At 71.7% G+C, this 25,871-nt stretch carries 24 protein-coding genes and 1 pseudogene; 10 read left to right on the top strand and 15 right to left on the bottom strand.

The window, feature by feature from the left end; translation table 11 throughout:
• Window positions 1-166: 166 nt before the first annotated feature.
• The 3 genes from ABGB14_RS02930 to ABGB14_RS02940 form a co-directional block, all read right to left on the bottom strand.
• Window positions 167-1,594 carry an alpha/beta fold hydrolase gene (locus ABGB14_RS02930; protein WP_347641933.1) on the bottom strand — a complete coding sequence of 476 codons (1,428 nt, stop codon included), beginning with the start codon at window positions 1,592-1,594 and terminating at the stop codon, window positions 167-169.
• A 723-nt stretch (window positions 1,595-2,317) separates the two neighbouring features.
• A complete protein-coding gene (locus ABGB14_RS02935; protein ID WP_347641934.1) occupies window positions 2,318-3,862 on the bottom strand; it encodes a ubiquinol-cytochrome c reductase cytochrome b subunit in 1,545 nt (514 codons plus the stop codon).
• Between the two features lie 86 nt (window positions 3,863-3,948).
• A complete protein-coding gene (locus ABGB14_RS02940) occupies window positions 3,949-4,344 on the bottom strand; it encodes a hypothetical protein (RefSeq protein WP_347641935.1) in 396 nt (131 codons plus the stop codon).
• A 155-nt stretch (window positions 4,345-4,499) separates the two neighbouring features.
• Between ABGB14_RS02940 and ABGB14_RS02945 the strand changes: the two genes are divergently transcribed.
• Window positions 4,500-5,675 carry an Ig-like domain-containing protein gene (locus ABGB14_RS02945; protein ID WP_347641936.1) on the top strand — a complete coding sequence of 392 codons (1,176 nt, stop codon included), beginning with the start codon at window positions 4,500-4,502 and terminating at the stop codon, window positions 5,673-5,675.
• Here the strand turns inward: ABGB14_RS02945 and ABGB14_RS02950 are convergent.
• On the bottom strand, window positions 5,665-6,306 hold the full coding sequence (locus tag ABGB14_RS02950; RefSeq protein WP_347641937.1) for a hypothetical protein: 642 nt from the start codon (window positions 6,304-6,306) through the stop codon (window positions 5,665-5,667). The two genes, ABGB14_RS02945 and ABGB14_RS02950, sit on opposite strands and share 11 nt — an antisense overlap.
• Window positions 6,307-6,509: 203 nt before the next feature.
• Here ABGB14_RS02950 and ABGB14_RS02955 point away from each other — a divergent pair, with 203 nt between their 5' ends.
• Window positions 6,510-7,376 carry a fumarylacetoacetate hydrolase family protein gene (locus ABGB14_RS02955; RefSeq protein WP_347641938.1) on the top strand — a complete coding sequence of 289 codons (867 nt, stop codon included), beginning with the start codon at window positions 6,510-6,512 and terminating at the stop codon, window positions 7,374-7,376.
• 44 nt (window positions 7,377-7,420) lie between these two features.
• On the opposite strand, the gene ABGB14_RS02960 is transcribed toward ABGB14_RS02955, so the two are convergent.
• The 6 genes from ABGB14_RS02960 to ABGB14_RS02985 all read right to left on the bottom strand — a co-directional run bounded on the left by ABGB14_RS02960 (window position 7,421) and on the right by ABGB14_RS02985 (window position 13,582).
• Window positions 7,421-8,890 carry a sulfatase-like hydrolase/transferase gene (locus tag ABGB14_RS02960; RefSeq protein WP_347641939.1) on the bottom strand — a complete coding sequence of 490 codons (1,470 nt, stop codon included), beginning with the start codon at window positions 8,888-8,890 and terminating at the stop codon, window positions 7,421-7,423.
• On the bottom strand, window positions 8,887-9,855 hold the full coding sequence (locus ABGB14_RS02965; RefSeq protein ID WP_347641940.1) for an aliphatic sulfonate ABC transporter substrate-binding protein: 969 nt from the start codon (window positions 9,853-9,855) through the stop codon (window positions 8,887-8,889). The genes ABGB14_RS02960 and ABGB14_RS02965 overlap by 4 nt, the downstream gene beginning before the upstream one ends.
• A gap of 64 nt (window positions 9,856-9,919) precedes the next feature.
• Window positions 9,920-10,693 (bottom strand): ABC transporter ATP-binding protein, encoded by a 774-nt coding sequence (locus tag ABGB14_RS02970; RefSeq protein WP_347641941.1) that lies wholly within the window; start codon window positions 10,691-10,693, stop codon window positions 9,920-9,922.
• Complete coding sequence (locus tag ABGB14_RS02975; protein ID WP_347641942.1) at window positions 10,690-11,499, bottom strand: ABC transporter permease; 810 nt, start codon at window positions 11,497-11,499, stop codon at window positions 10,690-10,692. Before ABGB14_RS02975 ends, ABGB14_RS02970 begins: the two co-directional genes overlap by 4 nt.
• On the bottom strand, window positions 11,496-12,707 hold the full coding sequence (locus tag ABGB14_RS02980; protein ID WP_347641943.1) for an ROK family protein: 1,212 nt from the start codon (window positions 12,705-12,707) through the stop codon (window positions 11,496-11,498). Before ABGB14_RS02980 ends, ABGB14_RS02975 begins: the two co-directional genes overlap by 4 nt.
• 218 nt (window positions 12,708-12,925) lie before the next feature.
• Entirely contained in the window at window positions 12,926-13,582 is a 657-nt protein-coding gene (locus tag ABGB14_RS02985) for an ABC transporter substrate-binding protein (protein WP_347641944.1), read from the bottom strand.
• A gap of 180 nt (window positions 13,583-13,762) precedes the next feature.
• On the opposite strand from ABGB14_RS02985, the pseudogene ABGB14_RS02990 reads away from it, so the two are divergent.
• Window positions 13,763-13,834: pseudogene (locus ABGB14_RS02990) on the top strand (hypothetical protein); the annotation flags it as partial.
• A gap of 47 nt (window positions 13,835-13,881) precedes the next feature.
• Here ABGB14_RS02990 and ABGB14_RS02995 read toward each other — a convergent pair.
• The 3 genes from ABGB14_RS02995 to ABGB14_RS03005 all read right to left on the bottom strand — a co-directional run bounded on the left by ABGB14_RS02995 (window position 13,882) and on the right by ABGB14_RS03005 (window position 17,149).
• The gene (locus tag ABGB14_RS02995) at window positions 13,882-14,799 is read right to left on the bottom strand and encodes an ABC transporter ATP-binding protein (RefSeq protein WP_347641945.1); all 918 of its coding nucleotides are present in this window, start codon (window positions 14,797-14,799) and stop codon (window positions 13,882-13,884) included.
• 212 nt (window positions 14,800-15,011) lie between these two features.
• A complete protein-coding gene (locus ABGB14_RS03000; protein WP_347641946.1) occupies window positions 15,012-16,016 on the bottom strand; it encodes an amidohydrolase family protein in 1,005 nt (334 codons plus the stop codon).
• A 17-nt stretch (window positions 16,017-16,033) separates the two neighbouring features.
• Window positions 16,034-17,149: a zinc-binding dehydrogenase gene (locus ABGB14_RS03005; RefSeq protein WP_347641947.1), complete on the bottom strand. Its 1,116-nt coding sequence runs from the start codon at window positions 17,147-17,149 to the stop codon at window positions 16,034-16,036.
• 299 nt (window positions 17,150-17,448) lie between these two features.
• Between ABGB14_RS03005 and ABGB14_RS03010 the strand changes: the two genes are divergently transcribed.
• Complete coding sequence (locus ABGB14_RS03010; protein ID WP_347641948.1) at window positions 17,449-18,738, top strand: AMP-binding protein; 1,290 nt, start codon at window positions 17,449-17,451, stop codon at window positions 18,736-18,738.
• A 78-nt stretch (window positions 18,739-18,816) separates the two neighbouring features.
• Window positions 18,817-19,656, top strand: a complete 840-nt coding sequence (locus tag ABGB14_RS03015; protein ID WP_347641949.1) for an SDR family oxidoreductase — start codon at window positions 18,817-18,819, stop codon at window positions 19,654-19,656.
• 108 nt (window positions 19,657-19,764) lie between these two features.
• On the opposite strand, the gene ABGB14_RS03020 is transcribed toward ABGB14_RS03015, so the two are convergent.
• A complete protein-coding gene (locus ABGB14_RS03020; protein ID WP_347641950.1) occupies window positions 19,765-20,619 on the bottom strand; it encodes an IclR family transcriptional regulator in 855 nt (284 codons plus the stop codon).
• A gap of 304 nt (window positions 20,620-20,923) precedes the next feature.
• Here ABGB14_RS03020 and ABGB14_RS03025 point away from each other — a divergent pair, with 304 nt between their 5' ends.
• The 5 genes from ABGB14_RS03025 (at window position 20,924) to ABGB14_RS03045 (ending at window position 25,126) form a co-directional block, all read left to right on the top strand.
• Window positions 20,924-21,157: a hypothetical protein gene (locus tag ABGB14_RS03025; protein WP_347641951.1), complete on the top strand. Its 234-nt coding sequence runs from the start codon at window positions 20,924-20,926 to the stop codon at window positions 21,155-21,157.
• A 52-nt stretch (window positions 21,158-21,209) separates the two neighbouring features.
• The gene (locus ABGB14_RS03030) at window positions 21,210-21,749 is read left to right on the top strand and encodes a UGSC family (seleno)protein (protein ID WP_347641952.1); all 540 of its coding nucleotides are present in this window, start codon (window positions 21,210-21,212) and stop codon (window positions 21,747-21,749) included.
• The gene (locus ABGB14_RS03035; RefSeq protein ID WP_347641953.1) at window positions 21,746-22,837 is read left to right on the top strand and encodes a hypothetical protein; all 1,092 of its coding nucleotides are present in this window, start codon (window positions 21,746-21,748) and stop codon (window positions 22,835-22,837) included. The genes ABGB14_RS03030 and ABGB14_RS03035 overlap by 4 nt, the downstream gene beginning before the upstream one ends.
• A 7-nt stretch (window positions 22,838-22,844) precedes the next feature.
• Window positions 22,845-23,696, top strand: coding sequence for an SDR family oxidoreductase (locus ABGB14_RS03040; RefSeq protein WP_347641954.1), 852 nt, complete (start codon window positions 22,845-22,847; stop codon window positions 23,694-23,696).
• 110 nt (window positions 23,697-23,806) lie between these two features.
• A complete protein-coding gene (locus tag ABGB14_RS03045) occupies window positions 23,807-25,126 on the top strand; it encodes an MFS transporter (protein WP_347641955.1) in 1,320 nt (439 codons plus the stop codon).
• A gap of 138 nt (window positions 25,127-25,264) precedes the next feature.
• On the opposite strand, the gene ABGB14_RS03050 is transcribed toward ABGB14_RS03045, so the two are convergent.
• Complete coding sequence (locus tag ABGB14_RS03050) at window positions 25,265-25,597, bottom strand: putative quinol monooxygenase (protein ID WP_347641956.1); 333 nt, start codon at window positions 25,595-25,597, stop codon at window positions 25,265-25,267.
• Window positions 25,598-25,871 lie beyond the last annotated feature (274 nt).

Here is a 25,871-nt window from a genome sequence, read left to right on the forward strand (position 1 = left end):
GCGGCGCAGGTCGTGGCGCGGGGTCGCGGTGCCTCCGCCGAGACCAGGGCCCGGCCGCCTCGCAGGAGGTGGCCGGGCCCTGGCGCGGGGTGTCGTGTCCGCCGTCTGAGGGGTGGTTCGCCGTCGCGGGCTCGCTTCGTTGCCTGGCCCAGGAGCCCGGCCGGGGTCATGACGCAGGTGGGTGGCAGGTGCTGCCGGGCGCGGGAAGGCGCAGGTCGGTGAGGTAGGCGTCGGCGTGGGCGATGACGCAGGCGTTGCCCGTGAGATAGAGCCCGTGGCCGTGCCCGTCGAAGCGGACCGTCGCCGACCCCGGCACCCTGCGGACGATGTCGGCCGTGTCGTCGTGGTCGGTCCACGTGCCCGCGCCGAGGAACGGCGGCAGCCCGGACGGCAGCGGCTTGGCGGGGTTGGTCACCGGCACGGGCCAGCCCGTGCACCCGAGGCGGTGCCACAGCCCCATGCCGGCGAGGTTGGGGGAGACCCGCTCGCCCATCGCCCGCACGGCCCGGTATTCGCGATAGCCGCTGAAGCGCAGCCCGTCGGCGCACTGGGTGGCGTTCATGCCAACGAACGACGGCGGCTTCAGGCTTCCGACGCCGGCGTCGACATAGCTCGCGAACCCGGCGGCGTCCCCGCGCTCGGCCTGTCGCATGGCCGCGGCGAGCTGCCGCCAGCGCGGATAGCCGGGCGCGGGGCCCGGCCCGACCAGGTTCGGCATCGCGGCCACCTGCAGGTCGAACCCGCTGTACGCGACCGCCTCGCCGTCCGGCCGGCCCTTGACGGGGATCGGCGCGCGGTCCGCGCTCGCGACCAGCTTCCGCCAGCGCTCGCCCATGTTCTCGCCGCACACGTCCACCGTCCGGCACCAGGTCAGGAAGCGTTCGAACTGCGCCTCGTACGTGCGGTACCGCACGCGGGCGTCCGTCGCCGCGTCCCGCAGCTGGTTGACGGCCCCGTCCAGGTACATGGCCCGGACCCGTTGCGGGAACAACCGGGCGTAGGCGACGGCGGGCACCCCTCCGTACGACGTGGCGACGAAGCTCAGCTGCTCGTCCCCGAGCGCGGAGCGGACGGCGTCGATGTCCCGCGCCACGGAAGCCGAGTCGAGATGGTCGAAGAAGGCGGGGTCGAGCTTCCTGCACTCCTGCGCGCCGCGCCGCACTTTCGCTCCGAGCTTCGCGTACGCGCTGGGCGTGTCCGGCCGGGTGAGCCACGGCCCGGTGCCGAAGCACCTGACCGGCAGCCTGCCGTACGTGGTGGCGTTGCGCGGCTCGAAGCTGACCACGTCGAACCGCTTGCGCAGGCCGGAGAAGTTCCCGCCCCGGTAGGAGAGGTCGTCGATGCCCGACCCGCCCGGCCCGCCGGGGATGCTGAACACCGTCCCCTTGCTGGTCCCGGTCGCGGGCAGGCGGGCGATCCGCAGGGTCAGCGCGCGGCCCTCCGGTTTCCGCCAGTCGAGCGGCACCTGGATGGAGGCGCACTCCAGTTCCTTGGGGCGGTCGTCGCCCTGGCACGTCCCCCAGCCGAGAGCCTGGGAGGAGGGAACGACGGCGAGCGAGCCGAGCAGGAGGAGGCTGGTCGTTGTCAGATGCATGCCTCCCAGGCTGGCCGCCGCGCCGCCGGATCTCGATCGTGCGGCGGCCCGTCCTGGAGGTAGTGCCAGGACTACCGTCCCACGGGCCGATCTGCCCGGGGCGGGGCGTGCGGGGCGGTACGGGACGGGTCGCCGGCCGGCGCCACAGCCCGCGCAGCGAACAGGCCAGCAGGGACACCGACGTGAACAGCGCCGTCTCGCCGCGCAGCAGCCACCACGCCGACACGCTCGCGACCAGCACGTGGGCCAGCACCATCCCGGCGCCGGCGAGATGCCCGCTCCCATGATGGCTGGAGAAGGCGGCGTCGCCGGAGCTGAAGAGCCGGTGCATTCCGTACTGTGCGGCGAAGGAGGCGGCGAGCAGCGTGCCCAGGGACCGCTGCCGCCGGGCGAGGACGAACGCGCCCGCACCCGTCACCAGGGTCGCGGCGGCGACGGTTCCCAGGCGGGCGCCCGGGCCTCCGGCCAGCACGTGCAGGCCCAGTGCGGCGAACACGCAGACGACCGCGAACACCCCCGCCCGCAGCCCGCGCAGGCCGGCCCGCCCGGCCCGCGCGGTGTCCCCGCTGCCGGTGCCGCTTCCTCTCCGCTCGGCGTTCAAGCGCGATCAACGCTCACACGAGGAGATACGGCGGCCGCCCGGCAGCGGTTCGACGAACACCACAGCACCGGAAGAACGCGGCTGGATCAGGCGCCCAGCCGAGGGCGCAGGTGAGGGGCCGCTCAGCGGTTCCAGGAGCGCTGGAGGGCGTCGCGGACCCTGCGGCCGGCGGGTGGCGGCACCTCGCCGTGGTCCCGGCTCTTACCGGAGCCGTTGCCCGAGCCGTTTCCACCGGGCAGGGCGGGCCGCGCGGCGGGTACGAGCACCGCGGTCTCCTCCTCGGTGACCGGCCGCTCGATCTCGCTGTACGCGCCGTCGTGGCCGCGGACGATGACCCCGGTCTCCACGCCGTGGGCGACGGTGTGCCGGTCGCGCGCCAGCAGCCCCAGGGCGATCCGCCGGGTGATCACGTAGCCCAGCACAGGCGCGGCGAAGATGGCGACGCGGAAGATCCACGTGGTGGCGTACAGCGAGATGTGGAACGTCGAGGCGATCACGTCATTGCCGCCGGCCAGCCAGAGCACGCCGTAGTAGGCGATCCCGGCGACGCCGAGGCCGGCGCGTACGGGCACGTCCCTCGGCCGGTCGAGAAGGTGGTGCACGGTGTGGTCACGGGTGATCCAGCGTTCCAGGAACGGGTAGAGCGCCAGCGCCGTGAACAGCAGTCCCGGTGCCACCAGGGCCGGGATGATCACGCTCATGGTCACCGTGGACCCGAAGACGGTGAACTCCCACGGCGGCATGATGCGCAGCGCGCCCTCCAGGAAGCCCATGTACCAGTCGGGCTGCGAGCCCGCGCTGATCGTGCTCGGCAGGTACGGCCCGTACAGCCAGATGGGGTTGATCTGGAACAGCGTCGCCAGCAGCGTGATGACCGCCAGCACCCACAGGAAGAACACCGTCGTCTTCGCCAGGAACGTGGGGAAGAAGGGGGCGCCGCGCACCACCCGGTTGTTCAGCCCTTTCGCCCTGAACTGCGTGTGCGTCTGCCGCCAGGTCAGCACGATCGCGTGCAGCGGGATGAGCAGGAGCAGCAGCGCGGGGAACAGCAGCACGTGGAGGCTGTACAGCCGGGAGATGATGTCTCCGCCGGGGAACTCCCCGCCGAACAGGAACATGGCGAGATACGTGCCCACCAGCGGCACGGAGATCGTGACCCCGTGCAGGATGCGCAGACCGGCGCCCGACAGCAGGTCGTCGGGCAGCGAGTAGCCGAACAGCCCGTTCAGCATCACCAGGCCGAACAGGGCCACGCCGATCAGCCAGTTCAGGTCGCGGGGCTTGCGGAAGGCGCCGGTGAAGAAGTTGCGCAGCATGTGGGCGACGATGGCGGCCAGAAAGACGAGCGTGCCCCAGTGGTGCATCTGCCGCATCAGCAGCCCGCCGCGCACGTCGAAGCTGATCTCCAGGGTGGAGGCGTACGCCTCGCTCATCGCGACGCCCTGCAGCGGCACGTACGAACCGTCGTAGACCACCTCCTGCATGCTCGGCTTGTAGAAGAACGTGAGGAAGACGCCTGTGAGCAGCACGACCACGAACGCGTAGAGGGCGATCTCCCCGAGCAGGAACGTCCAGTGGTCGGGGAAGACCTTGCGCATCGCCTTCTTCAGCCAGCCGGCCCCGCCGATCCGGTCGTCGAGTGCTCCGGCCAGTGAGCTGCCCTTCATCGTCAATCCGCCTATGTCTCGATGGGCTCGTCACCCATCTAGACGAAGAAGACGCGGAGAATGTGACACCCGGCGGGTGATCGGTCTCAGGCGAAGCGTTCGATCGTGACGGGGATCAGCCCCAGCGCGCGGATCGCCTGCCGGTGGTGGTGCAGCAGCGCGCCGAGCGCCGTGCGCGCGCTCGCCAGCGCGCCGGTGCCCAACTCCCCGGCGAACAGGATGCGGTAGCGGCGCGCGCCGGGCGAGGTGCCCAGGTCGAGCGGCCTGTCCCCGGGAAGGGGCTGGCGCTCGGACCGTGCCCGCAGTTGCGGCTCGGCAGGCAGCTCACCGCCGCCGAGCCGCGCGTACGCCTGCGCCGCCGCCCGCCACGCGGCGGTGTCGATGCCGGCGGCGGTGTAGTCGTCGCAGAGGACGAACTCCTCGACGAGGATCGCCGCCGGTGACGGGCCGCCCGCCGTGGCGGCGATCAGGTAGTAGTCCACCCGATGAATGATCCTCGGCGGCCGGACGCGGTGGCAAGCTCATCACCCGGCCGGAGCGCCACGACGGCTCCGGGCCGCATGGGTCCCGCCCGTTCCGGGCAGGTAGGCCATCTGGCACCACGACCCCTATCTGCCAGGCACGGGAGGCATGAGCGATGCGGAACGGCCGGACCGGCGGGGCGCTCGCCGGCACCCTCACGGCGGCGGTGCTCCTGAGCGCCGGATGCACGGCAGGCGGCGATCAGGCACCGGACGGGGAGCGGGAACCGGCGGCCAAGCTGTCGATCACGCCCGCGGACGGCGCCGGGAAGGTCCCCCCGGACACCGGCGTCAGCGTCAAGGCCACCGGAGGCAAGGTCGGCGCGGTGAGCGTCGCCGACGCCAGGGGACGCGAGGTGCGGGGCTCCGTGGGCGCCGACGGCACGTGGCGGCCCCGGTGGTCGTTGCGGCCCTCGACCACGTACACGGTCAGCGCCCGGGCGACGGGCACCGACGGCAGGCCGGTCACCGGCCGGGCGACGTTCACCACGCTCGAACCGGAGCGCGTGCTGAAGAGCGGCATCTCGCCTTTGGACGGCGAGACGGTCGGGGTCGGGATGCCCGTGCAGCTGCTGCTGTCCCGGCCGGTGACGGGCAAGGAGCACCGGGCCGCGGTCGAGCGGTCGCTGGAGGTGCGGATGTCCCAGCCGGTCGAGGGGGCGTGGAGCTGGGTGAGCGACCGCGAGGTGCAGTTCAGGCCGCGCGCGTACTGGCCGGTGGGGGAGCAGGTGACGGTCGTGGCGCATCTGGCGGGCGTACGGGCCGGTGACGGCCTGTGGGGCGCCAAGGACCGCAGGCTGACCTTCACCGTCGGGCCCGAGCACATCACCAAGGTCAGCGCCGGAGCTCACAAGGCGGTGGTGCGGAAGAACGGCGACGTCGTCAGGACCATGCCGGTCAGCCTGGGCAAGCCGGGCGACGACAGCTACTCGGGCGTCATGATCGCCCAGGAGAAGGCGCCGGAGATCGTCATGGACTCGGCGACCGTCGGCAAGCCGGGGGAGTACCGGATCCGTACGAAGTGGAACGTCCGGATGACCTACAGCGGCACGTTCTTCCACGCCGCTCCCTGGTCGACCGGCGCGCAGGGCAGCCGCAACGTCAGCCACGGCTGCGTGAACGCCAGCCCGGAGAACGCCCGCTGGTTCTACGAGTTCACCCAGCGGGGCGACATCATCGAGGTCACCGGCACGTCGAGGAAACTGCGGTTCGGCAACGGGCCGACGCCGTGGGCGAAGTCGTGGGAGGACTGGCTGGCCGGCAGCGCGCTCGGCACCCCGGTCAACGGCTGACGCCCGCCTCCGGGCAGGGCACCATGCCGGGGACGGGGTGTTCGGCCCTGACGTGGGCCTCGGAGATGTATCCCCACCCGCCGTGCGCCCACGGCTCGTCGGCCACGGTGCGGTACCAATGTCCGTCGCCCGTCTCGACCACGCACAGGAAGACGTCGGGGCCCTCCCGGTCGAGCCGCCCGACCTTCGCGGTCGCCGCGCCCGGCCCGGCGTGCACCGTTCCTCCGGCGTTCGCGCAGGCGAAGCCTCTCTCCCAGGTCACCCCGAGGTCGGGGTCCTGGATCGGCGGCTTGATGGACGTGCGGGGATCGGCCTTCGCGCACGCGGGCGCCTCGCCCGGGGACACGGGTGCGAGGACCAGGAAGCCGGTCACGACGACGGCGACCAGTGACACGGCCGCCGCCCGCACCGGCCCGCCGAACCACCGCGACGGCCCGGCGAGCAGCAGACCGGCGTGCACGGCCAGCACCGCCGCGAGCGCGCCCCACGACCACGGATCGCCCAGGTTGCCGGTGGCCAGGTTGCCGGTCACGCCCGTCGCGGCCGGGAAGAGCAAGCCGGCGGCCCTCCTGAGCGACCGGCCCCGCGCCCCGGGCTCCTCCCGTGCGCCGAGCGCGCCGTCCTGTGTCACTGGTCACCGCCATCGATCCGTACGGTCCGGCGTCACGTAGCGTACCTGGTCAACTACGGTTAGTGCGGCCCTTCTCCATGGTGTTCGCCCGGCGATGTCGTCGGGCCCAGAAACCGGGCGGACAAACCCCCTCACTTGACTGAATAGGGGACAATTCATCGGATGACATTTTCGCCCCTCGTCTGATCGAGCTAGGAGCAGGCATGCAGATCGTACGGTTCGCCAACCCTCTGACCGGCGCGGACGCGGTCGGCGTCGACGACGGTGGACAGGTGGTGGAGCTGTCCGGGGTCACCACCGTCGGCGAGCTCCTCGGGCTCCCGTCCGCCGAGTTCCGAGTGCGGTGCGAGGGCGCCGACGGCCCTCGCCACGCCTCCGCGGACGTGCGGATCCTGCCTCCGGTGGACGGCCGGATGGAGGTGTGGGCCGCGGGCGTGACCTACCGGCGCTCGCGCGAGGCCAGGGTCGTCGAGAGCGAGCGCGCCGCCGACGTGTACGAGCTGGTCTACGACGCCGAAAGACCCGAGCTTTTCTTCAAGTCGGCGGCGTGGAAGGTCTCCGGGCACGGCGGGCGCATCTCGGCGCGCGCCGACTCGGAGATCGACGTGCCGGAGCCGGAGCTCGGGCTGGTGCTCAACGCCTCAGGGGAGATCGTCGGCTACACGGTGGTCGACGACGTGAGCTCGCGCACCATCGAGGGCGTCAACCCGCTCTACCTGCCGCAGGCGAAGATCTACCTGGGCGCGTGCGCGGTGGGCCCGGCGATCAGGCCCGCGTGGGAGGTCGCCGACCCGTACGCGCTGGACATCACGCTCTCCATCACCAGGGGCGGCGAGACGGTGTGGGACGGCAAGGCGAACACCTCGCAGCTCAACCGGCGCCTCGACGATCTGGCCTCCTACCTGTTCCGCGCCGACGTCTTCCCCGACGGCGCGGTGCTGGCGACCGGCACCTGCCTGGTACCCGACCTGCCGTTCACGCTGCAGGAGGGCGACACGGTGAGCATCGCCGTCTCCGAGGTCGGCACGCTGACGACCGGTGTGGTCAGGGGCCTGGACGCCATGCGCTGACCTCCTCGCACGCCGCCCCGCCCGGTCACGGGGCGGCGTGGCTCTCAGCCCGCGCTGCCCTCCTTCTCGAAGGAGCTCAGCGTGGGGTCGTAGTCGAGGGCGCCGATGTCGTACATCGGGGTCATCCAGTGGTAGAAGTTGTCGCCGCGCTCGCGCAGCAGGTCGTACAGGCGGCGCATCATGCGGCGGCGGACCGGGGCCAGCTCCTGATGGGTGTACCGGTTGCTCAGCTCGTGCGGGTCGGCGTGCAGGTCGTACAGCTCGTTGACCGACTCCGGGTTGACGACCAGCTTGTAGCGGTCGTCGCGGATCATCCGCTGCGGGTAGGGGAAGTGGTGGCCGTGGAACTCGGCGAGCAGCTCGCCCGGCCATGCCGGGCGCTCGCCGCGGACGATCGGCGCCAGGCTGCGGCTGTCCACGGCCGGCTTCGTGTCGCAGCCGGCCAGCTCCAGGATCGTCGCCGTGCAGTCGGTGAGCGTGGCGAACTCGTCCCTGACCTGCGGCTGCTGGCCGGGGATGCGGACGATGCCGGGGATCCGGTAGATGTCCTCGTACATCGCGGGGCCCTTGTCGTGCAGCCGGTGCGCCCCGGTGAACTCGCCGTGGTCGGCGGTGAAGAACACCGCCGTCCGGCCGGTGAGCCCAAGCTCGTCCATCCGGTCGAGGATCCGGCCGATCTGCTGGTCGATCAGCGTGACATAACCCCAGTAGACCGCGATCAGCTTGCGGGTGACCTCGATGGGGATCGTGTCGAACGTCCAGTGCGCGCTGTAGTTGCGCTGCACCGGCGGCTTGCCCTCGAACGTCTCCGCGATCGACGGCGGCAGCTCCACCAGGCTCGGGTCGTACATGTCGAAGTACTCGTCCGGCAGCAGGTACGGCAGGTGCGGCCCGAAGAAGTGCGTGGCCAGGAAGAACGGCCGCCCGTCCGCGGCGTAGCGCTCCATGTGCTCGATCGCCCTGGTCGCCAGGTAGTGCTCGAACGTCGCCTCAACCGGCTGGTGCAGCCGCGCCGCCAGCAGGTTGCCCTGGTTGCCGTTGGGCGTGGTGCCCCGGATCAGGTCCGAGATCCGGTACGGCGGCAACCCCCGCTCCTCCAGGTACGCCAGATAGTCGGGGTGGTCGACCGGGTTGTGCCAGCCCGGCAGGTCGGGCCCGTCGAAGCCGTAGGAGGCGGCGTTGCGGCTGGTGCCGCCGTGCCACTTGCCGATCAGCCCGAGCTGGTAGCCGCGCTCCCTCAGCGCCTCCGGGAAGGTGAACGCGTCCTCCCGCAGGTCCTCCAGGTAGCCGACGTTGCGCTCGTAGTTCGCCAGCAGGCGGTGCCGGAACGGCGCCTGCCCGGTGAGCAGGCTGGCCCGCGCCGGCGTGCAGATGGCCGTCGGCGTGTAGAACCGGTCGAACCGGGTGCCGGTCGCGGCCAGCCGGTCCAGGTTGGGCGTGGCCACGTGCGGGTTGCCGTAGCAGCCCAGGGTGTCGACGCGGTGCTGGTCGGTCATCAGGAACAGCAGGTTCACTTGGTGTAGGCCTCCGTGTAGAGGTCGCCGGTGTAGTAGGTCGCCGGATCCGGGCGGGACTTGAGCTGGCCGGTGCTGACGAAGAAGTCGCTCAGGCTGTTCAGCCACGTGGCGACCGTGCCGTCCTTGGTCTTGGCGACCAGGTCGGAGGTGCTCATGACCTGCACGTTCGCCGCGTCGGCCTTGACCTTGGCCGCGTCGAGCCTGAGCAGCGCGGCCGCCTCGGTGATCGCTTCCTCGGGGTGTGCCGCCCGCCAGTCGTTGGCCGCCTGCAGCACCTTGATCACCTTGCGGGTGACCTCCCGGTCCACGCCGGTGCCGCCGACGAACGCGGTCGGGAACGAACTGTCCGGGAACTCCTTGGTGCTGGCCAGCTCCACCGTGTCCGGAACCTTCTGCTTGATCGTGTCGATCAGTGGGTACCAGATCCCGGCGCCGTCGATCTGCCCGGCCGAGAACGCCGAGACGACCGTGGCCGGGTCCATGGGGATCTTCTGGATGTCCTCGGCGGTCATGCCCGCTTTCCCCAGCGCCAGGTTGAGCACCATGTCGCCGGACGTGCCCTCGGGCACGCCGACCTTCTTGCCCTTGAGGTCCCGCATGGTCTTGACGCCCGGCCGCCCGATGACGCGGTCGGCGTACGCGAGCGTGTTGATCGCGACGACCTTGGCCTTGCCGGTGGCGGGCAGCCACATGGCCCCAGGGCCGATGTAGCCGAAGTCGAGGTCGCCGGAGCCGAGCGCCTGGATCTGCAGCGGCCCGTTGGTGAAGACCTTGATGTCGGGGGTGAGGCCCTGCTTGTCCCACAGGCCCTGCTTGTCGGCGATGGCGAGCAGGCTCGCGCCGTTGTAGTCGCTGATGTAGCCGAACCTGACTGTGGAGCCGTCGTCGCCGCAGGCGGTCACGGAGAGCGTCAACAGGCTCACCGCCGAGGCGGCCGTCAGGGCGCGGCGAAGAGAACGCATGGCGGATCAGTCCTTTCCGGGAGGTGTCTGCGGGCCGGGGCCCTGGGCGGGAAGCAGGGTGGGGTCAGGCCGCGGCCGGGGCCTGGTGGTAGACGGCGTGCCAGACCTCGTTGCGGATCCGTCCGAACTCGGGCGACAGCCGCATCTCCTCCGTTCTGGGGTACGGCAGGTCCACGTCGATGATCTGCTGGATGCGGCCCGGCCTGGCGGCCATGACGATGACCCGGCTGGCCAGGTAGACGGCCTCGTCCACGTCGTGGGTGATGAACATGACCGTGCGCTGCTCCTGGCGCCAGGTGTCCAGCAGCTGGTCCTGAAGCTGCACCCTGGTCAGCGCGTCGAGCGCGCCGAACGGCTCGTCCATGAGCAGCACCTGCGGGTTCACCGCGTACGCGCGGGCGATCGCGCAGCGCTGCTTCATGCCGCCGGACAGCGTCTTGGGCAGCGCGTCGGCGAAGTCGGACAACCCGACCAGCTCGATCGCCCGCTCGGCCCGCCGCCGGCGCTCCGCGGCCGGGATGTCGGCCAGCTTCAGCCCGAACTCGACGTTGTTGCGCACCGTCAGCCACGGGAACAGCGCGTACTGCTGGAAGATCACTCCCCGGTCGGGCCCGGGGCCGGTGACCGGCACGCCGTCCACGAGCACCTCGCCCGAGGTCGGCTCGACCAGCCCGGCGGCCATGCTCATCAGCGTGCTCTTGCCGCAGCCCGACGGGCCCACGACCGTGACGAACTCGCGGTCGGCGATGTCCAGCGACACCCGGTCGAGAGCGGTGAACGTGCCGTCCTTGATCGGGTAGGTCCTGACCACGTCGGTGAAGGAGATCTTGGTGTTCATCTGCGCTCCTGCCAGTCGGTGAGGCGCCGCTCGGCCAGCAGCAGCAGCCGGTCCATCAGCAGGCCCAGCAGGCCGATCGCGATCAGCCCCACGAAGATCGTGGACAGGTCGTAGTAGAGCTGGGCCTGCTGCATGCGGAAGCCGAGGCCCTCCTGGGCCGCGATCAGCTCGGCGGCGACCAGCGTGCCCCAGGCCGAGCCGAGACCGACCCGCATGCCGACCAGGATGAACGGCGTGGAGGCCGGCACCACGACCTTGAGGAAGATGGTCCGGTCGGAGGCGCCGAGCACGCGGGCCGCGTTGATGAGCGTCCTGTCCACGTCCACCACGCCCTGGAACGTCGCCACGACGCTGGACAGGAACGACGCCAGGAAGATCACGAAAACCTTCGGCACCTCGCCGATGCCCATGAGCACGATCGCCAGCGGAATGATCGCCAGCGGCGGGATGGTGCGGAAGAACTGCACGTACGGCTCCAGCAGGCCGCGCGCGGTGGCGTACCAGCCCATGAGGAAGCCGATCGGGACGGCCAGCAGGGTGCCGAGCAGGAAGCCCAGCAGCACCCTGCGCAGGCTGGCCAGCGCGTCGTCCAGCAGGGTGCCGTCGGCGATCAGCTCGCCCGCCTTGGCCGCCACCTGCAGAGGGCCGGGCAGGCCCTGCACGCCGATCGACGCCAGCAGCGTCCAGACGAGCAGGCCGATGACGACCGCGATCAGGTTGAGTGCGATGGCGCGCCGCGGGCGTCCGGCGCCGCGCCGTGCGGCCGGGGCCGCGGGTGACTTGCCCAGCGCGGTGAGCTGGGTCATGGGTTCTCCTTCGCCGGTCTCGTGCCGGGCTGGGTCGTCGGGAGGTCCTCCGCGAGCTCCGGGCCGGCCGGATAGCGCGAGAGCAGCGGGGACTCGTGCAGCACCAGGGCGATGCCGCCGAGGGCGCCGGCGACCTCGCCGAGGGTGGCGCGGCGCAGGCTCACCCGGTGCCGGGAGATCGGCATGACGTGGGCGCGCAACTCCCGCTCGATCGGGTCCATCAGCGCGCTCCCGGTCTCCGCCAGCTCGCCGCCGACCACGATCACGCTGGGGCCGATCGCGTTGCACAGGGCGGCGAGCACACCGCCGATGCCGGCGCCCACGCCGTCCAGCACGGCCAGCGCGGCCGCGTCGCCCGCCCCGGCCGCCTTGGCCAGCTCGGGCACGTCGCCGGCGCGCCCGCCGGCGGCGCGGTAGGCGTCGAGGACGGCCCTGATCGAGGCGACGGTCTCCAGGCAGCCGGTGCCGCCGCAGTCGCAGCGGGCGCCGTCCTGGTCGACGGTGATGTGGCCGAACTCGCCGGACAGGCCGTACGCGCCGCGGTGCAGCGACCCGCCGACCACCAGCCCGCCGCCGACGCCGTGGGACAGGCGCAGGTACAGCACGTCCCGTACGCCGGCCGCGGCGCCCCAGATCGCCTCGCCCAGCGCGGCGAGCCTGGTGTTGTTGTCCAGCAGCACCGGAACGCCGAACCGCTCGCGCAGCAGCACCTGCGCCGGATGCGGCCCGGCCGGCTCCCCGACCGGGCCGACCACGCCGACGCCGATCGCGCTGAGCGCTCCCAGGCTGAGGGTGCCGCCGGTGAGCGAGCCGACGAGCCGGCCGGCCAGCTCGACCCGCTGCTCCCACGGCAGGTCGGCGTCGTGCGGCTCGCTGGCCGAGCCGACGATCTCGTGCGCCGGGTTGATGGCCGCGACGTGCAGCCCGCGCCGCGCGAAGTCGATGCCGATCGCCTGGCCGGCGTCCGGGTTGAGGGTCAGGGTCTCGGCCGGCCTGCCGCGCCCGCGCGGCGTCTCCCGCTCGCTCGCGGTGACGACCGCGCCGCCGGCCACGAGTTCGGCGAGGATGTCGTACAGGGTGGTACGGGACAGCCCGCAACGCCTGCCGAGCTCGCCGCGGCTGAGCGGGCCGTGCTTGCGCAGCAGCCCGAGCACGAGCTCCTCGTGCCCGCGCCGGAGCTGTGACAGGGGGCCACCGGGTTGTGACATACGGCAGAGTCTGCCTACTCACCGTCTTTTTCGTCAATAACCCGGAAAAATCCGTCCTGCCACCACGCTCGCTGCGCTGACCTGCGAAGAAGCGGACGCCAGAGGGCCCGAGGGCGGGCTATAACGTTCACGTAACGGCGCCTGGCGCGGCGTGAACGCGAGGAACGGCGACCGCCGGGGGAGGCACCCGGCGGCCGCCGCCAGGCGCGGGCCCGGCGTCACGAATCGCTCAGCCACACGTCCGCGAGCCGCTTGCCCTGATAGATCGGGCTGTCGTACAGAGCCCGCACCCGCTCGCTGTAGATCGAGTAGTCGAACTTCTGGATCGGGTAGTAGACCTGGCGGATCACCGCCTCCATCCGGATCTGCATCTGCTTGTAGATCTCGTCGCGCCTGTCGTCGTCGAGCTCGGTGCGCGACCGGTCCAGCAGCTCGTACAGCTCCTTGTCGTCGATCCGGGTGTAGTTCTCCAGCGAGTCGGGCTCGAAGTCCCGCCAGACCTGGTCGGGCAGGTGCACGCCGCGCAGCGCCTTGGCCACCGCGAAGTCGTGGTTGCGGCGCCTGTCGATGCCCGTGCTCGGGTCGACCATCTCCAGTTCCATCGTGATGCCGACCTTGGCGAGGTCGTCCTGCATCCACTGCGCCTCACGGACGTCCTCGTCGTCCACGCGCTGCACCATGAGCTTGGTGCTGAACCCGTTGGGCAGCCCGGCCTGCGTCAGCAGCTTCCTGGCGTTCTCCGGGCTGTACGGCCTGAGCTTCAGCACCTCCTCCTTGCTCAGCGCGGCGGTGGAGATGTCCGGCCGGACCAGCGAGGTCAGGTTGTACCGGCCCCGGATGTTCCGGCCCATGCCGTCCCAGTCGACGGCCTCCATCAGATCCTCCCGAGGGGACCGTCGCCTTGAGGCGACGGGTGAATCGGGAGCGGGAGGGCCGTCAAGGCCCGAGTGTGCCCTGACCGGTCGGGTCTGCGCATCACGGATGTCCTTCCTGATTTTGTCGGCGGCAGCCGGTAGCGTGGCGGTGTCGTTACGAAACGTGATGGGGGGTGGGGTGTGCGCAGGTCGTTCCGGTTCCTGTTGCGCCCCACGGCCCGGCAGGCGGCGGCGCTGGCGGCGTGCCTGGAGGACCACCGGCAGCTGTACAACGCCGCTCTGGAGCACCGGCGCACCGCCTACGCCAGGGCGGGCGTGAGCGTCCGGTACGGCGAGCAGTCGGCCGAGCTGAAACACATCCGCGCCGACGACCCGGACGGGCAGGCGCGTTGGTCGTTCTCCTCCCAGCAGGCCACGCTGCGACGGCTCGACAAGGCGTTCGCCGCGTTGATCAGAGCCCGCGTGTACGGATTGCGCGGCGAGCGCAGCACCTCCGCCACCGGTCCCTGCTCCACCACCCGCCCGGCGTACATCACCACGACGCGGTCGGCCATCTCCGCCACCACCGCCATGTCGTGGGTGATGAGCAGCAGCGCCGTGCCGTGCTCGCGCTGCATCGTGCGCAGCAGCTCCAGGATCTGCGCCTCGACGGTCACGTCCAGCGCCGTGGTGGGCTCGTCGGCGATGAGCAGCGCCGGCTCGCCCGCAAGGGCGATCGCCACCATGACCCGCTGCTGCTGGCCGCCGGACAACTCGTGCGGATAGGCACGTACGCGTCGCTCCGGATCCGGCAGCCCGACCTCCCGCAACAGCTCCACGGCCCGCGCCCTGGCGGCCCCGCGCGTCACGGGCCGGTGCGCCCGCAACGCCTCGACCAGCTGGTCACCGATCGTGAACAGCGGGTCCAGCGAGCTCATCGGGTTCTGGAAGATCATGGCGAGCTCGGAGCCGCGCAGTTGCCGCAGCCGCTCGGGGGCGGCTCCCACGAGTTCCTCGTCCCGCAGCAGCACCGAGCCCGCCGAGATGTTGCCCGAGCCGAGCAGCCCCAGCAGCGCCAGCGACGACACGCTCTTGCCGGAACCCGACTCACCGACCACCGCGACCGTCTCGCCGGCCGAGACCGTGAACGAGACACCGGCGACGGCGTTCACCGGTCCGGCAGGAGTGGGGAAACGGACATAGAGATCATTCACTTCGAGCAGCGGTGGGGACGGCACCGTCGTCGCTCCTTCGTCATCGGGGAGTTGCTGGGGAGGGCGGCCCGCGTGGTGAGAAAGGGTCCGGCGGCGCGCGGCGGATCGCCGCGGCCTGGTGTGACTCCTGTCACGCCACTATGCGCTGGTCGAAATCGGCCCGCCACAGCCCTTTCGCCCTGCGAAAAGATTTCGCCGCGCCCGTGACACGGGCATGGTGACCAGCGCGGATCGGCTCATCGGGGCGGGTCGACGCCCAGGAAGCGGTAGGCGTTGTGCCAGGTGATGTCGGCCAGGACGGCCTCGGGCAGGTCGAGGGAGCGCAGCGTACGCCCGGCCGGGTCCTCGCGCTCCATGGCCGGGAAGTCGGAGCCGACGAGCAGGCGGTCGTGCCCGAGCAAGTCGATGAGATAGCGAAGGGCGCGGCGGTCGAAGACCATCGAGTCGTAGTAGAAGCGGCGGGCCTGGCCGAGCGGCGACGGGCCCTCGGCGTGCGCGATCGCCCGCTCGGGGATCGGCGGCTCCTCGTTCCAGGTACCGCCCCAGAAATACTGCGCGCGCGGGACCATGAGCGGGAAGCCGCCCGCGGCGTGGCTGAAGGAGACGCGCAGGTCCGGGCATGCCGCGGCGGTGCCGCCGGTGATCAGTGACGCGGCGGCCAGCGTGCCCTCCAGCCCCACGACGTACGTGCCCGTGGCCGAGCGGGGCAGCCGGTCGGTCGGGGCGGGAAGGGCGTGCACGAAGATCGGCAGGTCGAGCCGTTCGGCCTCGGCGAAGAACGGCAGGAAACGTTCGTCGCCGATGGAGGCGCCCAGGACGTGGGAGGTGATCTCCACGCCGAGCAGCCCTGCCTCGCGTACGGCCTTGAGTTCGGTGGCGGCGGCGTCCGGGTCCTGCATCGGCACGATGCCGAAGCCGATGAGCCGCCCGGGGCCGGCGGCGCACAGCGTGGCGGTGTACTCGTTGACGTGCCGGGCCAGCGACAGCCCGTCGGCGGGCGGCAGGTCGTAGCGGAGCAGCGGCGGCATGGGCGTGAGCACCTCGGCGGTCACGCCGGAGGCGTCCATCGCCTCGATCCGGCGTTCGGCGTCGAAGAACACCTCGCGGGCGCGGAACCGGGTGGCGCCGAACACCAGCAGGCGGGCGGTGGCGCCGTCGATCGGCTCCATGCGCGGGAAACATGCGGGGGCGCCGGCCGGGTAGTCGCGGGGGAGCAGGTGGGCGTGGGCGTCGACAAGCACGGCGAACCTCGGAGACCTCAGGAGTGGGGGTGGACCGTGACGTGCACGGCGGCCTCGCCCGGCACGCCGCCGCCCAGGGTCTCGATGGCGAGGACGGTGTCGTCCAGCCCGAAGGAGTGGGTGTGCATCTTCTCCAGAGGGTGGCGGCGCGACTCGATGATGCCGATCGCCTCGCGGTAGGCGCGGTTGTCCACGCCGAACGCGCCGATCACGGTCAGCGCCCGGTTGATGATCAGGTCGGTGCGCAGCGGGATCTCGCGGCGGCCCTTGAGCCCGGCCAGCACCACCCGGCCGCCGTGCCGCGCCGACAGCAGCGCGTCGGTGACCGGCTCCGCGGCCATCGGGGTGAGCTCCAGCACGACGTCGGCCATCTCGCCGCCGGTGATCTCGCGGACCCGCTCCACGGTGTCCTCGGCCCGCTCGCCGTCGACGACGATCGTGTGGTCGGCGCCGAACTCGCGGGCCAGGGCCAGCTTGTGGGCGTCCGCCTCCAGGCCGGTGACGATGATCGGGCCGGCGCCGGCCGACCGCGCCGCGATGACCGCGGCGAGGCCGCGCTGCCCGGCGCCGAGCACCAGCAGGGTGTCGCCCAGCCCCACGCCGCCCAGGTGGCAGGCCCAGCGCACCCCCGCGCCCAGCGGGTTGAACATCGCGGCCACCTCGGCGGGGAGGGCCGGGTCGATGGGGTGCAGGATCGTGCGGGGCGACAGGTACATGTACTCGGCGAACCCGCCCCACAGCGACGGCGCCACGTCGAGCGACGCGACTCCGTGGCCCGGCCTGCGGTTGGGGCACGACTGGTAGCGCCCGGTCAGGCACCTGCGGCAGGAGTGGCACGGGATGATGATCTCGACGGCCACCCGGTCGCCGGGCTTGACGCCCCACCGCTCGGCGGCCCGCTCGCCGACCTCCTCGACGATGCCCATCGGCTCGTGCCCGGGCACGAACGGCTTCGGATCGTCCTGGTCCATCGACCCGAGGTGTCCTCTGTAGATCTCGACGTCGCTGCCGCAGACGCCGTTGGCCTCCACGCGGAGCAGGCCGTCGTCCGGGCCGATCCTCGGGCGGGGGAACTCGCGCACCTCGATCTTGTTCGGGGCGACCTGCACCGCCGCGCGTACCGTGTCTGCCATCGAAAGGGGGCCTTCCTCCTGGTGGGTTTCGCTGTCAGGATGGCGGCGCCGGCAGGGGAACGCGACGAGGATTTCACGTCGCGGAAAGCATTCATGAACGCTGTTCACGGCCGCGCATTTGCTTTCCGCGACGCGAAAGTCAGGTGGCCCGCCGGCCGGCCCGCTGGGCATAGTGGAGCACCGCTGGCCATTGCTCAGAGGCATCGCCTCGACTACGACTCATGCGCCGCGGCCGTCCGTGCGTGACTCCGCCGCCAGTATCCGAGCACCGGCACTCCCACCTCCCGGAAGGACCATCAGTGATCAAACCCGGCTTCGTCGCGGCAGAGGACCGAGAGACCGTCACCGCGATGCTCCGCGCGCAGCTCGCCGGGCTGCCCGCGCGCTCTCCGTTCTACGCCGACCTGTTCGCCGGGCACGGGGTCGATCCGTCGGCGCTGGTCTCCCTCGACGATCTGCGCAAGCTGCCCTTCACGGACAAGCAACTCCTGCGCGACTCCCAGGCGGACTCGCCCCCGCTCGGCCGGCACGCGGGCGTCGACATGGTCGACGTGATCCGCGTCCACGCCTCCACCGGCACCACCGGCAAGCCGAGCTGGGTGGGGGTGACCCGGCGTGACGCCGGGACGTGGACCGAGATGGTGGCGCGGGCGTTCACGACCATGGGCGCGCGGCGCGAGGACGTCGTGCTGCACGGCTCCGGGCTGACGCTGTTCGTGGGCGGGCTGCCGATCAGGGACGCGCTGGAGCACATCGGCTGCACGATGGTCCCGATCGGCACCGGGGCGTCGGACAAGGCGGTCCAGGCGCTGGAGTCCCTGGGCGTCACCGCGCTGCACGCCACCCCCTCCTACGTGCGCTACCTGGCCGAGCACGTACGCAAGCTGGGGCGCGACCCCAAGGAGTTCGGCATCACCAAGATCTTCGTGGGGGGCGAGCCAGGGGGCGGCGAGCCCGCGTTCCAGCAGCGTATGGAGCGGGAGTGGGGCGCGCGCGTCACCGAGGGCCTGGGCAACGCGGACATGGCGCCGGTGTTGTTCGCCGAGCCTCCGGGCGCCGGCGGCATGCGGTTCACCGGCGGCCGGCACGTGGTGGTGGAGCTCATCGACCCGGACACCGGCGAGCCGATCGACCCCGAGCCGGGCGCGACGGGCGAGCTCGTCTACACCTCGGTCGACCGCGAGTGCTGCCCGCTCGTCCGGTTCCGCACCCGGGACCGCGTGCTGGTGACCGGGCTCGCCGGCGACGGCGCGCCGCTCATCCGGTGTGTGGGCCGTACCGACGACATGCTGATCGTGCTGGGGGTGAACGTGTTCCCCACGGCGATCCGCGATCTGGCGCAGACCCTGCATCCCCGGACGAACGGCGTGGTGCAGGTCGTCCTTCCCGGCCCGGGACCGCGCGTGGAGCCGCCGCTGCGGGTCGACGTCGAGCTCGGCGAGGAGCCCGGTGACCAGGAGCGGCTGCGGCAGGAGATCGAGGAGCTGATCCGGGCCCGGCTGACGGTGCGGGCCACGGTCGTCCTCGTCCCGCCCGGCTCGCTGGAGCGTACGGAGATGAAGTCCCGCCTGACCCGGGTCTGCGGCTGACGGACCGCCGGCGACCGCGGGCGCACGGCCCGGCAACCCCCGCCGGGCCGGTCAGGCACACCAGGACAGGAGCAGGAAATGTCAGACGATCCGATGATCGATCCCTTCGCCGGCGCGGGTCCCCGGTGGATGACCGGGCGCACCGCGCTCGTCACCGGGGGCGGCCAGAACACCTCCTACCCGGGCGTCGGGTACGCCGTCTGCCGGGTGCTGGCCAGGCACGGCGCCCGCGTCGCGGTGCTCGACAGGAACGAGGAGGCCGCCGAGCGCACGGTGAAGCTGATCGTGGGGGAGGGCGGTGAGGCGATCTCCGTGGTCGCCGACGTGACCGACGACCGGGCCTGCGCCGGGGCCGTGGCCGAGGTGGCCGACCGCCTGGGCGCGCTCGACACGGTGGTCAACAACGTCGCGGCCGGCGACCGCAGCGGGCTGTTCGACACCACCCCCGAGCACTACGACCGGCTGATGGACATCAACCTCAAGTCCGCGTGGTCGATCACCCGGCATGCCGTCCCGGTGCTGCCGCGCGGCAGCTCGATCGTGAACATCTCGTCCGTCGGGGCGCGCAGGCGCGGGCCCGGCCTGATCTACTGCGTGGCCAAGGCCGGCCTGGAGAACCTGACCGAGGGGGCGGCGACCACGCTCGGGCCGCAGGGCATCCGCGTCAACTGCATCGCGGTCGGCGCGATCTACGGGGCGTTCGCCGCGAAGGGCTCCATGACCCAGGAGATGCGCGAGCAGCGCCGCGAGGGCACCGCGCTGAAGACCGAGGGCACCTCCTGGGACATCGCGCACGCCGCGCTGTTCCTGCTGAGCGACCGGGCCCGGTGGATCTCCGGGCACATCCTGCCGGTCGAGGGCGGTCCTCCGCACCGCTACCCGGTCGAGCCGGTCACCTCCGTCCCGATGGGGGAGTGACCGGACGCGCCGGGAACGGCCCGCATCAGGGGAGCGGGCCGCTCCCGGCGCGTCCGTGTTTCCCGCGGGCGCGGGCTCTCGACCGGGTTTCCCGGGGGTTGCGGGCCCTCAGCGTCCCGCGGAGCCGGAGTACTTGACCTCGCGCACCTGCCAGTGCGCGGTCTGGCGCGGCACCCCGGCGCCGGTGACGGCCGAGGGCGCTCCGAGGGCGCGGGAGATACTGCGGGAGGTCGCGGCGAGCGCGGGCACCAGGGAGTGCGGGGACGGCGAGCCGAGCGGCACGGTGATGCCGACCGCGGCCACGACGCGGTCGCGAGGGCCGCGGATGGGCACCGCGACGGCCATCGCGTCGTGGGTGAGCTGGCTCTGCACGATGGCGACGCCCGACGTGCGGACCTCGGCCAGGAAGTGCCGCAGCGCGTCGGGGTCGGTGAGCGTGTGCTCGGTGTAGCGGCGCAGCTTGGAGGCGAGCACCTCCTCCTGGAACTCCTGGGAGGAGTGGGCGAGCAGCACCAGCCCGGTGCCGGTCGCGTGCATGGGCCAGCGCCCGCCCAGCCTGCTCGGCACCGGGACGGTGTCGCGGGCGCGCAGCGACTCGACGTAGATGACGTCGTGCCCTTCCGGCACGCCGAGGTGGATGTTGCCCCGGGTGGCGTGCTGCAGGTCGTGCAGGTACGGAAGCGCGATCTCGCGCAGCTGGCCGCCCTGCGGCGCCAGGGTGCCTAGCTCCAGGATGCGCAGGCCGATGCTGTACTTTCCGTCGCTGTGCCGGGACAGCGCGCCCCAGCGGCGTAGTTCGTTGAGCAGCCGGTGGGTGGTGCTGAGCGTGAGTCCGGTTCTGCGGCTGATGTCGCTGAGGGACAGCGCCAGGTTCTCGGTGTCGAAGACGCCGAGGATGGAGAGCACGCGCTGGGCCGATGTCAGGCGATGGGGTTCGAGAGACTTGTCTGCCAGGACAGTCACCAATTCACCTGCCTGTCCGTTAATTCTTGACCTAGTTACGTGGGCGTTACCCAGGCTACATAAACGGACAGCCTTTCGATAGTAGCCCAAACTGGTCGAAAATCCCTTCCGCTGGACGGAAAAGGGGTTTCCCGTGCGGAAGGCCATCAGGGCATACGGACGAAATACCACTAGCCCTTCCGTGTCATGAAAGTCGAGATTTCTTCTGTAATGCCACGGTCTACATTGCTCTGAGCAGGGTCGTAGTCGCACCCGGTCACCCCCGCAGGACGTACCGGCGGCCCCGATCACGAGTGAGGCGAAGATGCGCGACGAAACACGTCTGGAGCAGATCCGGTCCACCCTGGCCGTCGACGGCTACCAGTTGAGCGTCGAGGAGGCCGGCTCCGCCTTCGACGTGCGGATCACCGCCGGAGCCGGCAGCTGCCCCGACTGCCTGGTCCCCAAGAACATGATGGTGAGCATGCTGGCGCCGATCCTCGGCGTGGGACCCGACGGCATCCGGCTGTCCTACCCCGGCGACGTCGCACCGGCGTGATGGGCCGAGCGGGTGGCGAGGCGCTGAGCTGATGAGAAGAGGTGTCTGAGGGATGTTCGACCGAATCCTTGACCCGACCGGCCTGTCCGTACGGCCCGCGCACGCGGCGGTGGCCGCCAGGCGGGTGCCCAGCCTGGCCGGCGCCCGCGTCGGATTGCTGACCAACACCAAGCGGAACGCCGCGCAGCTGCTGGCCGGGCTCGGCGACCTGCTCCGTGACCGGTACGGCGCGGTGGTGACGATCCAGCGCACCAAGCCGCATGTCGCCTTCCCGGTGGACGAGCCGATGCTCAGGGAGATCGCCGCGGTCAGCGACGTGGTGATCACCGGCGTCGGCGACTGCGGTTCGTGCAGCGCGTCGGCCGCGGCGGACGGCATCGCGTTCGAGCGGGCGGGCATCCCCGCCGCGGTGATCGTCAGCGACGCCTTCGAGGTGACGGCGCGCGCGATGGCCGGCGTGCACGGCGACGAGAACTTCGAGATCCTGCTGACGCCGCATCCGGTGGCCGTGCTGAACGCCGAGCAGGTCGCCGAGCGCGCCACGGAACTGCTCGCCGGCGTGGCGAACCGGGTCCGCGAGCCCGCCCGATGACCGGCGGCACCCTCGAAGGGCAGGTCACCGACGCCCTGGACGGCGCGTACACGTCCATCGAGTACATGTACGACCAGGGCTGGACCGACGGCCTGCCCGTCGTGCCGGCGACGCGCGAGCTGGTCGACACGTTCCTCGCCACCACGTCCCGGCCCGCCGACGAGGTCATCGGCCGGCTCGACCACCTCAAGCGGGAGGTCTCGGTCGAGCTGGCCGCCGTCAACGCGGTGATGGCGGGCTGCCGGCCCGAATACTTCCCGGTGGTGCTGGCCGCCTGGGACGCGCTGATGGCCGAACGCTCCACCGTGGGCGGCGGCTGGCAGAGCACCAGTGGCCCCGCGCCGCTGATCGTGGTCAACGGCCCGGCACGCCGGCGTCTCGGCTTCAACGGCGCCGGCGGCGTGTTCGGCCCCGGCTTCCGCGCCAACGCCACCGTGGCCAGGGCGATCGGGCTGATCGTCCGCAACGCGCTCGGCGTGGTGCCGCACGTGCTGGAGCAGGCGACCCAGGGCATCCCGGGGCGGTGGGCGATGTGCATCGCCGAGAACGAGGAGGAGAGCCCGTGGGAGCCGCTCTCGGTGGACGGCGGGGTGGCCGCCGGCGTCGGCGCCGTCTCCACGACCCTGCTCAGGACCAGCGAGTTCGTCGACAACCGGCACACCGACGACCCCGAGGCGCTGCTCGGCGACTTCGCCGACACGATCTCGCGTACCGGTAGCTGGATCTTCCGCCACGCCAGCGCCGGCGTGGTGTTCTGTCCCGAGCACGCGCAGCTGCTGGCCGCGGCCGGAATGAGCAAGGCCGGCGTGCGCGACTGGCTGATCGAGCGGTGCGGGCGGTCCGAGGCCGACCTGGCCAGGGCCGGCAAGAACCACGTGCACGGGAACGTCCGGCGCCAGAGCGACGACGGCGATCCCGGCGCGTTCCACCGGTACTTCGCCGACGGCGCGCCCAAGAACCTGCCGATCGTCGTGGCGGGGGCCCGCAACGCCGGGATCTCCATGGTGGTCCGGGTGTTCTCCAACTGGTCCGGCATCTCGGCCAGGGTCGAGCCGCCACGCGACGTCGCGACGACCCCGGAGGCGTGAGGAGCTCATGTCCGACGACCCGCCGGCCGACCCGCTGGCTGATCCGTTCGCCGGGGCCGGTGCGCGGTGGATGGCCGGCCGGGCCGCCCTGGTCACCGGGGCCGGGCAGAACGGCGCGCTGCCGGGCGTCGGCCACGCCATCGCCCGGGTGCTCGCCGCGCACGGCGCGCGCGTCGCGGTGCTCGACCGGGACGCGGCGGCCGCCGGCCGTACCGTGAAGCTGATCGGCGAGGACGGCGGCGAGGCGGTCCCCGTGGTCGCGGACGTGACCGACGACCGGGCGTGCGCCGCCGCGGTCGCCGCGGCGGCCGCTCGCCTCGGCGGGCTCGACGCCGTGGTGAACAACGTGGCCTCGGGCGACCCCGCCGGGCTGTTCGAGGTCACCCCTGACCGGTTCGCCGAGCTGATGGCGGTCAACCTCACCTCGGCCTGGCAGGTCACCCGGCACGCCGTCCCCGTGCTGCCGCGCGGCGGGTCGATCGTGAACATCTCCTCGGTGACCGTGCGGGCGCGCGGGCCCGGCATGGTCTACTCCCTGGCCAAGGCGGGGCTGGAGAACCTGACCGAGGGCGCGGCGGCCACGCTGGGCCCTCGGGGCATCCGGGTCAACGGCGTGCGGGTCGGCATGATCTGGGGGTCGTTCGCCGCCGCCAACATGCCCGAGGAGGCACGCGCGGGGCGGCGCGAGAGCACCGCGCTCATGACCGAGGGCACCGCCTGGGACGTCGCCCAGGCCGCGCTGTTCCTGCTCAGCGATCGGGCCCGGTGGATCTCCGGGCACATCCTCGACGTCGACGGCGGGCCGCCACGGCGGCCGCCGCCCCTCGCTGCCCCGGACGGCCGCGACCGCGACAGATGACGTAGGCCGGGTGCCGCAGATGACCCACGATCTACGGCGCCGGGCGAAATACGGTCCCTACAACTCCGCAAACCGCCGACACCCCACCCCCGCTCTGAGGAGTGCCACCCATGACGAACAACGGCACGTCCAAGCCTCCATCCACCAGAGGGCTCTTCGCCGCCAGCTTCATCGGCACGTCGATCGAGTGGTACGACTACTTCATCTTCGGCACCGCCGCCGCACTGGTGTTCCCCCGGTTGTTCTTCCCGGACGCGTCGCCCGAGGCCGCCACGCTCGCGTCGTTGTCGGCGTTCGCCGCCGGATTCCTGGTCAGGCCGCTGGGGGCCGCGGTCATCGGTCACTTCGGCGACAGGATCGGCCGCAAGTCGATGCTCGTCCTCACGCTGATCCTGACCGGCGGTTCGACCTTCCTCATCGGGACGCTTCCCACGTACGCGGCCATCGGCATCGGAGCGCCGCTGCTGCTGGTCTCCCTCCGTCTCGTCCAGAGCTTCGGCGTGTCCGGCGAGTGGGGCGGCGCGCTGCTCATCTCCACCGAGAACGCCGCACCGGGGCGTCGCGCCGTCTACGGCAGCTTCGCCCAGTTCGGGGTGCCGATCGGCGTGCTGACCTCGAACCTGGCGTTCCTGGCCGTCTCCGGCATGGACGACGAGGCGTTCTTCTCCTACGGCTGGCGCATCCCGTTCCTGCTGAGCGCGGTGCTGGTCATCGTCGGCTTCGTCGTACGGCTCCGCCTGTCGGAGACGCCCGAGTTCGCCAGGGCGAAGCAGGAGCGGAAGATCAGCAAGGTGCCCTTCGCCGAGCTGCTGCGCCACCACCCGCGCAACCTCATCCTGGGCGGCCTGGCCGCGATCGCGCCGCCCGCGGTGGGCTACGCGGTCACCGTGTACATGCTCACCTACGGGACCCAGGTGGCCGGCTTCGAGCGCAACACGCTGCTCACCCTGATCCTGGCCTCGTCCTCGGTGTGGATCATCGCGATCATCGTGTCGGCGATGTTGTCCGACCGCTTCGGCGCCAAGCGGCTCTACATCGTCGGCGCGATCACGGCGGTGGCGTGGCCGGTCCCGATGTTCGCGATGGTCAACACCGGCGAGACCGTTCCCGCGCTGATCGCGTTCCTGGTGGCCGCGGTGGTGCAGGGCATCATGGCCGGCGCGCAGGGCGGCCTGTTCAGCGAGATGTTCGACCTCAGGGTCCGCTACAGCGGCATCTCCATCGCGTACGCGGCCGGCGGCACCGTGGCCGGCGCCGTCACCCCGGCCTTCCCCGCGCTGTACGCCGCGTACGGCTCGTCCATGCCGGTCGCCGTGTTCCTGACCGTGCTGGGCGCGGTGAGCCTGGTGGCCGTGATCGGCATCAGGTACACCGCTTCGGTGCGGAAGCCCGAGAAGGTCGCCGCCCCGGTCGTGGCGCCCGAGCTCTGAACCGGGCACCATCGCGCCGCGCGGGGGCGAGGGGCGCCGGGCCTCCTCCCGCGCGGCGTACGTTCGTGCCCGGTGCGGATCCGCGGCGGGAATCAGGAGGCCGGACGCGCGCCCGCATGCCGGGGCTGCGCGCCCGGCTCAGTCGCGGGAGGGCACGGCCATCTCGCCCAGCTCCGACCAGTCGTCCTGCGAGACGGTGGTGTTGACGATGCGCGGGGTCTCGGCGAGGTGGGGCGGCAGTGTCTGCCGGGCCTGCCGGAAGTGGGCCGAGCCCACGTGGTCCGCGCCGGCCTGGTCGTCGCGGAAGGCCTCGACCAGGACGTATTCGGTGGGGTCGTCGAGGCTGCGTGACCAGTCGAACCACAGGCAGCCGGGCTCGGCGCGGGTCGCCTCGGTGAACTCCGCGGTGATCTCCGGCCAGCGGTCGGCGTGTTCGGGCAGGACGCGGAACTTGGCGGTGATGAAGATCATTTGACTGCTCCAACGGTCGGCGGCGCCACGGGCCGAGCCTATCGGCCCCAATATTTCCGTTATATCAAGTAGGGAATATTGACTTCAGGGGTGCGGGCTCGTACCTTCGTGGCATGAGCCAGGGCCTTCATCTGACCCGCCGCCCGCACGTGGACTTCTGCCACGTCGCCAGCGCGCAGTGTCGCTGATCACGTACCACCGCCCCACCTCTCTTCTCTCCAGAGGAACCATCGTGATCACTCGCAGAACCGCCCAGGGGTGCCCGCCGGACGCC

It is taken from the genome of Nonomuraea sp. B10E15 (assembly GCF_039871615.1).
GTDB lineage: Bacteria > Actinomycetota > Actinomycetes > Streptosporangiales > Streptosporangiaceae > Nonomuraea.